The organism is Campylobacter sp. 110 (assembly GCF_002383965.1).
Classification (GTDB): domain Bacteria; phylum Campylobacterota; class Campylobacteria; order Campylobacterales; family Campylobacteraceae; genus Campylobacter_D; species Campylobacter_D coli.
Genome location: NZ_NXBD01000055.1, coordinates 1 through 10910, shown reverse-complemented (window position 1 = coordinate 10910; position 10910 = coordinate 1). Strand labels below are relative to the sequence as shown.

Sequence of the window (10910 nt, the reverse complement as noted above, 5' to 3'; positions counted from 1 at the left end):
ACCCTATGCATAAATCAAACTCAGCTATAGAAAGAATAAAAAATCATTTAGCTTATAAATTAGGCAAAGTTATGATTGACTTTAGTCATCAAAGAAATAATTATAAATATGGGGGGGGGTATATAGCATTATTTAAAAAACTCTATAAAATCAAAAAACAACACAAAAAAGAACAAAAAATTTATCAACAAACCATACAAGTTTTTCCTCAACTCAAATATCCAAATTTAGAAACATGCAGCGATTATGAGCAGGCTTTAAAATATAAATTTCATTTATCTTATATGCTTGGTGAAGTTCTTATACAAACTTTTCAAAATTTACATAAAGGAAGCATGTTTAAACTAGCTAAAAATATTAAAAAAGCCAATAAAGAATTTAAAATATTTAAAGAAATTTTTAATAATTTTGCGAAATTAAGTCCAAATATCATTAAAATAATCTCTAAAAATAAGCAAGCCTTTTTAAAAGAACTTCCAAGAATACAAAATATATTAAAAATTCATCAAGATTATCAACCTATACTTGATAATATTTTCCATAATTTTAATTATTTTATACAAAATTTTAATCTTATAGAAGAATGGCTATTATCAAATGATTTTAATGAAAAATATAAAAAAGAAAACCATCCTTATCCTTCATTACTTGATCCTAAAAAACTAAATGATGAAAAAGAAAAAATAAACTATAAAAACATACCAGCTGAACTTGCTTGGGAAATGAATCTACCTTTACCTGATAATTATGAATTTGTGTATATGAGAAATTTTGGTGCTGGTGGCTCTGCTTTAAATTTGTTTTTTCAAAAATGTGGTTTTAAAGTAAGGTTTTCTCAGCGTATTAAAGCTCATGAAGAATATTTAGAGATGTTTATTTTTTTAATTTCTTGTTATCATGAGCATGCAGTTTTGACTTTACCAGGATTTCCTATAGATGGTAGAGAAAAACTATGTTACATGATACAAAAAAGAGTTAAATGTATATGTATAGTTCGAGATCCAATAAGTATTTATAAAACCTTAGTCAATCATAGAGGATATATGCCTGATCGAAAAATATTTTTTAATCAAAACGAATCTTTTAAAAATATTTTTACAGGTATTCGCTATAGATTTTATGATAGGAAAAAAAATATTGTTATTTCTTATACATATCCAACCTTAGACAGTTTATATTCCCCAGTGTATATTGATAAAGGACATGAAAGATTTAATTTAACTACTAAAATAAATTTACTTTACTCAATAAGTGATCTTGTTTATATTGACATGAAAAAGATTCTTCCAGGTGAAATAAAAAAAACATTGCCGTTATTATCAGAGCAGTTTAATATTAATTTACCAAAGGATATTTATTCTTATTTTGAACAACCTCTCAATGGCGGAAAATTTGTTTATTTGCTCCCAAAAACTTTAATTATAGAGAAAAGTTTTATTAAAGAAAAATTTCATACTATAGTCAAAGAGAATGTGAAAATTTTAATTACACAATCTCAATTTTTAAACTCATCTGAATCAAGTATGATCAATATTACTTGTTTATTTGATAATATTATAACATTGAATAATATTTTAATATATATAAAACATGAAGAAGGGTTGCTTAAAAATTTATATTTTATAACATTTATTCGTAGATATTTAGGGATTGTAGTAAAAAAATTGCTTATTCATTCAAGATTTGAAGAATTGAAATTATTTAAAGAAAAAGACGTGTTAAACTATTTAAAAGAAAATAAAGAATTAAGAGTTAAGTTAAAAAACATATTAGATAAAGAACTTGTTCATATTAAACAACATCGTCCAGATATAGTAGCTTCTTGGAAATACTATCAAGAATTTGAACAAATGTGCAAGGAGTTGGATCAAGAGTTAACATTAGAGTAAAAGTCGAGCATTGTAATTTTTTGAGAAGAAAAGTTGAAGTTAACATTATCAATCAAGAGTATTAGTATTTTTTCTTAGAAATTTATCAATATTATAAATCAATAATATTAGTAACTAAGGAAATGATTGGTGTTTCCATTAGATAGTTTTTAAATTTTAAAGCGAAAATGTACCTAATTTAAGAAGTAAGTATGGTATGATATATTAAAATATTTAAAGCAATAAAAAGTAAGGATTAATAAGTGATAATAATATCTCATAGAGGATTTTGGCATAATCATAATGAAAAAAATTCTATTACTGCTTTTGATCGAAGTTTTCTTAATTCATACGGTCTTGAAACAGATTTAAGAGATGTGGCGGGGGGGGGTATAGTCGTATCACATGATATGGCAAGTGAAAATTGTTTAAAATTAGAAGATTTTTTTAAGCTTTATAAAAAGTATAACACAAATTTACCTTTAGCCTTAAATATAAAGGCTGATGGTCTTCAAATTCCACTTAAGAAACTTATTCAAAAATATAAAATTACAAATTATTTTGTATTTGATATGTCAGTTCCTGATGCTTTACTTTATATTGATTTGAATTTTAATGTCTTTACTAGACAAAGTGAATATGAAAAAGAGCCTAGTTTTTATGATAAAGCTTGTGGTATTTGGATGGATGAGTTTTATTCACATTGGATAGATAAAAATACCATAAAAAAGCATATTGATAACGGCAAATCAGTTGGTATAGTTTCTCCAGAGCTTCATAAAAGAGATTATAAGAAAGAATGGCAAGAATACAAACAAATAGAAAAAGAGTTGCATATACAAGAACAATTAATGATTTGCACTGATTATCCTGATGAGGCAAGGAGATTCTTTAATGACTAAGATAAAAGCCATTATTTTCGATATGGATGGAGTTTTGATTGAAGCTAAAGATTGGCATTATGAAGCTTTAAATAGAGCTTTAAAACTTTTTGGCATGGAAATTACTAGATATGAGCACTTAACAACTTTTGATGGCTTGCCAACTAAGGATAAATTAAAAATGCTTTCATTGGAAAGAGGGTTGCCTAAATCGCTACATTCTTTTATAAATGAATTAAAACAGCAATACACTATGGAAATAGTTTATAGTTTATGCAAACCTAGGTTCCATCATGAATATGCTTTATCAAAGCTAAAATTTGAAGGTTATAAAATGGCAGTTTGTTCTAATTCTATACGCAATAGCATTAAAGTAATGATGAAAAAATCAGCTCTTGAAAATTATTTAGATTTTTATATTTCCAATGAAGATGTAAAAAAAGGAAAACCTGACCCTGAAATGTATATCAAAGCTATAGAAAGATTAAAGCTAAATCCTAAAGAATGCATGATAGTAGAAGATAATGAAAATGGTATAAAAGCAGCTAGGGCAAGTGGGGCTAATGTGATGATTGTAGATGAAGTTAGTGAAGTAAATTATGAAAATATTAAAAATCATATTTGTAAATTTGAAGAGGAATTGAAATGTTAAATATAGTGGCTCCTATTGCGGGTAAAAGTTATTTTTTTGATAATGAAAAAGACGGTTTTCCAAAGCCATTTATCGAAATTTGTGGAAAAACCATGTTAGAACATTTTGTTAAAAATTATGAAAATGTCAAGAATAAACGTTTTATTTTTATACTTAAAGAAGAAGATGTAAAGCGTTATCATTTAGATGATGCAATTAATGTTTTAACTAATAATCAAAGCAAAATTATCATTCTTAAAAATGAAACACAAGGTATGGTTTGTTCTGTTTTGATGGCTATTGATGAGATTAATTTAAATGATTCTTTGCTTATTGTTAATATGGATCAAATTTTTGAGTATGATTTAAATGAAGTTATTTCAGAATTATCTTTAAATGATGCGGGTGTTTTGAGTTTTGAGAGTGTTCATCCAAGATGGGCTTATGTAAAATGCGATGAAAATAATTTTGTTTTAGAAGCTTTTGAAAAAAAACCTGTAAGTAAAAATGCAATAGCGGGATTTTATTATTTTAATAAGGCTGATTTTTTTGTAAAATCAGCTTTTGATATGATTAAAAAAGATGTTAATTACGAAGGAAAATATTTTATTGCTTCAACATTAAATGAATTAATTTTACAAGATAAGAAAATTATAAATATTTCAATTGATAAAAATCGTTATTTTACTTTTTATTCTCATGCGAAAATTAATGAATATGAAAGGATTAAAAATGCTTAAAAAATTAACTGAAAAATATATCAGTGCTTTTAATAAAAAAGATATCAATGAAGTAACAAATTTGTTAAATGAGAATTTTGTTTTAGAAGATCCAGTTGTAAAAAGAATAGAAGGCAAAGAAGAATGCTTAAAAGCTATTGAAAATATTTTTAAAAATTGTAATAAACTAAGCTTTAGTGCTAAAAATATTTTTCAAGATAAAAATACAACTTTTATAGAATTTATTTTAATACTTGATGATATCAGACTTGAAGGTGTGGATATTATAGAATGGCATGATGAAAAAATAGTTGAGTTACGTGCTTATTTGGATATTCCGAAAGGTTGATTGTGAAAAATTATAAATTAGATGAAATGATTCGTGGTTGGTTTGTAGGAAATTTCGATCCAAGTGTTTTTAAAACTAATGATGTGGAAGTTGGCGTGAAAGAATATAAAAAAGGTGATACTGAAGAAAAGCATCATCATAAAATCGCAACCGAAATTACTGTTATTATTAGTGGTAAAGTAAGAATGAATGATAAGATATATTCTAAAGGAGATATAGTAATGATTAATCCAGGTGAAGTCACAGATTTTGAAGCCTTAGAAGATGCAATAAATGTTGTCGTAAAACTTCCAGGGGCTAATAATGATAAATATTTGGGAGAATGTCAATGAATATAGTGATTCCTATGGCTGGACTTGGAAGTCGTTTTGCAAAGGCTGGTTTTGATAAACCAAAGCCTTTTATCGATGTTTTGGATAAGCCAATGATAGTTAGAGTGCTTGAAAATTTAAAATATAAAGATGCAAGATATATTTTAATAGCAAGAAAAGAACATTTGACTAAAGAAAAAAAGTTAGTTGATGAAATTAAAAATAATTTTAATGTCGAATTTATTCCTATCGATAAACTTACAGAAGGAACAGCTTGTACTGTGCTTTATGCAAGAAAATATATTAATAATGATATGCCATTGATGATAGCAAATTCTGATCAGATTGTTGATATTAATATAGCTGATTTTATTAATGATAGTTTCAAACGAGGTTTAGATGGTTCAATATTGACTTTTATAGACAAGGAAAAAAATCCTAAGTGGTCATTTGCAAAATTAAATAATGATTTGGTAGTAGAAGTAAAAGAAAAAGAAGCTATTAGTGAATTTGCTACAGTTGGGATTTATTTTTTTAATAAAGGAAAAATATTTGTTGAAAGTGCTATAGATATGATTATAGAAAATGATAGAGTTAATAATGAATTTTATACTTGTCCTGTTTATAATTATGCCATAAAAAGCGGTGCTAAAATAGGTATTTATAATATTGATTTTTCCAAAATGCATGGCATTGGAACACCTGAGGATTTGGAAAAATATATTAATCATTTATATTGTAAAATTGATAAGGCATAGAATGTTAGATATAAATATTTTAATTGAAAAAGCTGTAGATAATTGGAGTTATGAATTTATTGATAAAATTTTAAATAAGGAAAATTTATCCGATGAGCATTTGCTTTTGATATATAAATTGGGACAGTATGATTTTTATTGCAAAAATTTTGATTATATTAACAAATTATCATTTTTGTTAGATGTTGATTCTAAAGATTTATATGATTTTATGTCTTGTTGTTTAAAAGAAAAAATCATAAATGAAAGTTTTTTATTTGGTAAATATAAAATTTCATATATAGGTTTTTTATCTTACCATTTGAATATTATAGATTTTGAAGATTTTAGTTTTTTTAAAAAAATTTTAAATGAAGTGAAAAATTCTCAAGATTTGATTTTGCAATCTTTGTTTTTAAAAAATTCAATAGACTTTTTTTACATCAATTCAAACGACATATTTTTTAAAGGTGGAATTTATTTTATTATGCTAGAAATTATATATAATAATTTCTTAAATACCTTAGGTGGAAGACTGTATTATGATAAATTAAGATTTATTGCAGGAAGATACTTTACATCAAAAAAATCTTATTCAGGAAGTAGGATAGCTTTATGTTTAAATGGGCAGCTAAGACCAGGTTGGCGTGATAGTATTAAAGCATTAATTGATTCTTTTTCTCATCTGGGTAATATTGATGTTTTTTTGTATTCTTGGGATACAGAAAGTTTGTGGCCAGGTGTTGGTGGAAATGGAATAGGATGGATTAGAAGATTTTTTCGACCTATTGTGTCTAAATGTCCTTCTGAGCTTATAATGTCTAATATCGAATTTTCTAAAAAATTTCCGAACGTTTTTAATATAATTTCAAAAGAATTTAACAAAAAATTTTTATTAAAAGATGTATTTATTTTAGATGATAAAATAAAAAAAGTAACTTTAGAATCATATTCTAAAGTTGTCAATCGTTTAGGAGATTTAAAAAACGATTCCAAACAATTTTATGGAATTTATCAAGTTTATAATGTAATGGAAGAATATGAAAAGCAAAATAATTTTAAATATGATTTTATTGTGCGTGTGAGACCTGATTATATTATAGAAAAAAATAATATAAAAATTGAAGATTTACATCTATTGGAATTAAATGAAATCTATAGTTTAAGAGGATCAGCTGGATTGGATGATAGTTTAGAAATAGGTAGAAGAAATGCTATGGAAGTTTTTATGAAAACTTGGATATATGCTAAAGAAAATAAGGAAAATCCTTGTTTTAATGTGTGTCTTAAAAAATTTCCACAAACTTGCATGAGTCCAGGAAATGGATTTTTATCGCATTATGTTTTAAGTCAATGGATGGATTTTTTAAAATTAAGAGTGATAAAGTTGGATATACAAAGCTCTTATGTTAATAATTTTTTATTTGATAATATAAGCTTTCCAGATATAAAGAATGAGTTAAAAAAAGATATTTGGTATATTAAAAAAAATAAGATATTTAATGAAGTTCAGATTGGTAAAATTATTGATTTTTTTGATTTAATTGCCAAGGAATATAAAATAATTGCTAAAAATCACGGTAATTTGGCAAAAATAAAAATACAAAATCACTTAGCATATAAATTAGGTCAAGCTATGATATATAATTCAAAAAGTATATTGGGATATATAAGAATGCCTTTTGTTTTATTTTATATACGATACAAGCATCAAAAAGAACTTCAAAGAAGAAAAACAAATCCAGAGTTAGTTTTACCTCCTTTGGAAGATTGTTCTGATTATGAAGAGGCTTTAAAAATTAAGAATTATTTTTCATACAAATTAGGTGAAGCCTTAATACAAGCAAGTAAAAATTGGTATAAAGGTGGGTATGTTAAATTTTTGTTTTTTGATTTGTTTGCTTTGAATCAAAATAAAATAAAATCAAAAAAGAAATAAATAAGAAATTTGAATAAAAATTTATGTTATGCTTATTCAATGAAAACATTACTTATTGATTTGGATGGAACTTTAACAATTGATGAAGAACATGTTGATTATATTGATAAAAAGCCAAATTTTGATTTAATCCAAACTTTAAAAGAGTATAAAAAACAAGGTTTTAAAATCAATATTTTTACAAGTCGTAACATGCGTACATTTGATGGTGATCTTGAAAAAATCAAAACTCATACTTTGCCTACAATTATCACTTGGCTTCAAAAACATGATGTACCGTATGATGAGATAATCATAGGTAAACCTTGGTGTGGGTATGACGGATTTTATGTGGATGATAAAGCTATTCGTCCGTCTGAATTTACAAGTTTGAATTATGAGCAAATTAAAGAACTTTTAAAAAAAGAAAATCCTCATAAAGATGGCGGTAATAAATGATACTCATAACTTCTGCAAAATATTCATCTTCTGATTTTACTTTAGAATTTGGAAAAATCCCTCCATCTTTTTTACCGCTTGGTAATAAAAGATTGTATGAATATCAAATAGAGCTTTTTAAAAATTGTAATCAAAAAGTTTTTTTATCTTTACCCAGCGATTTTAAGTTAAGCAAATTCGATGAGAAAAAGTTAAAAGAACTTAATGTTGAAATTTTATTTGTGCCAAATAATTTATCTTTAGGTGAATCTGTGGTTTATTGCTTAAATGTTTGTTGTGCTTTTGATGAAAAACTTTATATTTTACACGGGGATACTTTTTTCAAAGAACTTGTATTCAAAGAAAACTCTTTACAGGTTGCAAAAGTTAAGGAAAATTACGATTGGGCTTATTTGGATAATGAATTTAATGTATTATCAAAAACATTAGAAGATGATTTGATTTTAGCAGGAGCTTATAGTTTTTCTCATCCTCAGTTTTTGATAAAATGTATAGTTGAAAGTAGTTATTCTTTCGTGGATGGTATGAAATCTTATTCTAAAGCTTATGCTTTTGATATTATAAAAAATGATACTTGGCTTGATTTTGGTCTTATAACAAGTTATTTTCACTCCAAAAAAGCTGTAAGCACGCAAAGAAATTTTAACAATATAGATATTTCAAATGGCTATATAAAAAAGTCTTCTTCTTGGCAAGAAAAAATAAAAGCAGAGATTAATTGGTTTGATAATTTGCCTAAAGAACTATTTATCCATACCCCTAAAGTTATAACTTATGAGGATAGTTATGAAATAGAATATCTTTGCAATAATACTTTAGCAGAATTATATGTTTTCGGAAAATTACCTAGTTATGTTTGGAAAAGAATATTTAAATCTTTAAAAGAATTTTTAGATAAGTTGCATTCTTTTAAAAGCAATGATAAAGATATAAATTTTAATTGCAAGGAAAAAACTTTAAAAAGATTGCAAGAATTTAGTAAACAAAGTGGAATTAATTTGCATAAAAATATTGTTATCAATTCAAAATCTTATCCAAGTATTTTGACTTTAGTAGATAAGCTAGATTTTTACATGAACGATATGAATGAATTTTCATTAATACATGGAGATTTTTGTTTTTCAAATATTATGTATGATTTTAGAGCTGGGGCTATAAAAACCTTTGATCCAAGGGGATGTGATTTTAATGGAAAAATTACTCCTTGTGGGGGGGGGGGATATGATTTTGCAAAATTAGTTCATTCTGTTTTTGGGCTTTATGATTTTATTATTGCAGGATTTTTTGAATGTAAATTTAATGGTAATAATATAGAGTTTTTTATAGAAGAAGATAAAAATATTTTGGATATTCAAAAAGAATTTTTAAATATATTTAATATAGATGATAATATTAAAGCTTTGACTTTGCATTTGTTTTTATCTATGTTACCTTTGCATAATGATTTTAAAGAAAAACAAATGGCTTTTTTGGCAAATGCTTTTATACTTTATGATAAATTTTTTAAGGAGAGCAAATGATTATAATCTTTCCTATGGCAGGACTAAGTAGTCGTTTTGCAAAGGCGGGCTATGATAAACCTAAATATATGCTTGATTTAAAAGGAAATAGTGTATTTTTTCACGCTGTAAATAGTTTTAAAAAATATTTTAAAGATTTTAAATTTATTTATATATATAGAGGTATTGAGAATACTAGCAATTTTATAAAAGAAGAATGTGAAAAACTAGGAATAAAATCTTACGAAAGTGTAAGATTAGAACAAGAAACTTTAGGTCAAGCTCATACGGTAAGACTTGGATTAGAAAGGGTAAATATTAAAGATGATGAGAGTATTTTAATTTTTAACATTGATACCTTTAGGCCAAATTTTTCTTTACCTACTACCTTGGATTTTTGTAAAATTGATGGCTATTTAGAGGTATTTGAGGCAGATGGAGAGCAATGGAGTTTTGTTTTAGCTGATGAAAATGACAATGTGATTAAAACTGCTGAGAAAGAAAGAATTTCAAGTCTTTGTAGTAGTGGACTTTATTATTTTAAAAAAACAAAAGATTTTAAAGAAATTTTTGATAGAATGAAAACTGAAAATGATTTTAGCAAGGGAGAATTGTATATAGCTCCTATGTATAATTATCTTATAAAAAAAGGCTTGCTTATAAAATATCATAAAATTTCATTAGATGAAATTATATTTTGCGGAACTCCAGAAGATTACGAAAGATTAATTTCAATATAAAATTAACATTTTACCATTTTGACTTTATTTAAAGGAGAAACCCTATGCATAAATCAAACTCAGCTATAGAAAGAATAAAAAATCATTTAGCTTATAAATTAGGCAAAGTTATGATTGACTTTAGTCATCAAAGAAATAATTATAAATATGGGGGGGGGTATATAGCATTATTTAAAAAACTCTATAAAATCAAAAAACAACACAAAAAAGAACAAAAAATTTATCAACAAACCATACAAGTTTTTCCTCAACTCAAATATCCAAATTTAGAAACATGCAGCGATTATGAGCAGGCTTTAAAATATAAATTTCATTTATCTTATATGCTTGGTGAAGTTCTTATACAAACTTTTCAAAATTTACATAAAGGAAGCATGTTTAAACTAGCTAAAAATATTAAAAAAGCCAATAAAGAATTTAAAATATTTAAAGAAATTTTTAATAATTTTGCGAAATTAAGTCCAAATATCATTAAAATAATCTCTAAAAATAAGCAAGCCTTTTTAAAAGAACTTCCAAGAATACAAAATATATTAAAAATTCATCAAGATTATCAACCTATACTTGATAATATTTTCCATAATTTTAATTATTTTATACAAAATTTTAATCTTATAGAAGAATGGCTATTATCAAATGATTTTAATGAAAAATATAAAAAAGAAAACCATCCTTATCCTTCATTACTTGATCCTAAAAAACTAAATGATGAAAAAGAAAAAATAAACTATAAAAACATACCAGCTGAACTTGCTTGGGAAATGAATCTACCTTTACCTGATAATTATGAATTTGTGT

The 10910-nt window shown here is 25.2% G+C and carries 11 protein-coding genes and 2 pseudogenes; all 13 read left to right on the top strand.

Translation table 11 applies throughout. The features are described 5' to 3' along the window. Positions 1 to 5: 5 nt before the first annotated feature. Positions 6 to 806, top strand: a pseudogene (locus BGS43_RS10310) (DUF2972 domain-containing protein); the annotation flags it as partial. Between the two features lie 63 nt (positions 807 to 869). Next, entirely contained in the window at positions 870 to 1889 is a 1020-nt protein-coding gene (locus BGS43_RS10305; RefSeq protein WP_441301356.1) for a DUF2972 domain-containing protein, read from the top strand. 242 nt (positions 1890 to 2131) lie between these two features. Then, positions 2132 to 2770, top strand: coding sequence for a hypothetical protein (locus tag BGS43_RS09175; protein WP_002875571.1), 639 nt, complete (start codon positions 2132 to 2134; stop codon positions 2768 to 2770). After that, complete coding sequence (locus BGS43_RS09170) at positions 2763 to 3401, top strand: HAD family hydrolase (RefSeq protein WP_002826458.1); 639 nt, start codon at positions 2763 to 2765, stop codon at positions 3399 to 3401. Before BGS43_RS09175 ends, BGS43_RS09170 begins: the two co-directional genes overlap by 8 nt. Then, the gene (locus tag BGS43_RS09165; RefSeq protein WP_002826457.1) at positions 3395 to 4120 is read left to right on the top strand and encodes a glycosyltransferase family 2 protein; all 726 of its coding nucleotides are present in this window, start codon (positions 3395 to 3397) and stop codon (positions 4118 to 4120) included. Before BGS43_RS09170 ends, BGS43_RS09165 begins: the two co-directional genes overlap by 7 nt. Further along, a complete protein-coding gene (locus BGS43_RS09160; RefSeq protein ID WP_002826455.1) occupies positions 4113 to 4448 on the top strand; it encodes a nuclear transport factor 2 family protein in 336 nt (111 codons plus the stop codon). Before BGS43_RS09165 ends, BGS43_RS09160 begins: the two co-directional genes overlap by 8 nt. Positions 4449 to 4450: 2 nt before the next feature. Then, positions 4451 to 4780 carry a cupin domain-containing protein gene (locus BGS43_RS09155; RefSeq protein ID WP_002826454.1) on the top strand — a complete coding sequence of 110 codons (330 nt, stop codon included), beginning with the start codon at positions 4451 to 4453 and terminating at the stop codon, positions 4778 to 4780. Further along, complete coding sequence (locus BGS43_RS09150) at positions 4777 to 5517, top strand: glycosyltransferase family 2 protein (protein WP_002826453.1); 741 nt, start codon at positions 4777 to 4779, stop codon at positions 5515 to 5517. Before BGS43_RS09155 ends, BGS43_RS09150 begins: the two co-directional genes overlap by 4 nt. A gap of 1 nt (position 5518) precedes the next feature. Next, a complete protein-coding gene (locus BGS43_RS09145) occupies positions 5519 to 7435 on the top strand; it encodes a hypothetical protein (RefSeq protein ID WP_052855139.1) in 1917 nt (638 codons plus the stop codon). A 39-nt stretch (positions 7436 to 7474) separates the two neighbouring features. Continuing rightward, positions 7475 to 7873 carry an HAD-IIIC family phosphatase gene (locus tag BGS43_RS09140; protein ID WP_002826450.1) on the top strand — a complete coding sequence of 133 codons (399 nt, stop codon included), beginning with the start codon at positions 7475 to 7477 and terminating at the stop codon, positions 7871 to 7873. Next, positions 7870 to 9393, top strand: a complete 1524-nt coding sequence (locus BGS43_RS09135; RefSeq protein WP_096569502.1) for a capsular biosynthesis protein — start codon at positions 7870 to 7872, stop codon at positions 9391 to 9393. The genes BGS43_RS09140 and BGS43_RS09135 overlap by 4 nt, the downstream gene beginning before the upstream one ends. Further along, positions 9390 to 10112, top strand: coding sequence for a glycosyltransferase family 2 protein (locus BGS43_RS09130; RefSeq protein WP_002826641.1), 723 nt, complete (start codon positions 9390 to 9392; stop codon positions 10110 to 10112). Before BGS43_RS09135 ends, BGS43_RS09130 begins: the two co-directional genes overlap by 4 nt. A 44-nt stretch (positions 10113 to 10156) precedes the next feature. Continuing rightward, a pseudogene (locus BGS43_RS09125) lies at positions 10157 to 10910 on the top strand (DUF2972 domain-containing protein); the annotation flags it as partial.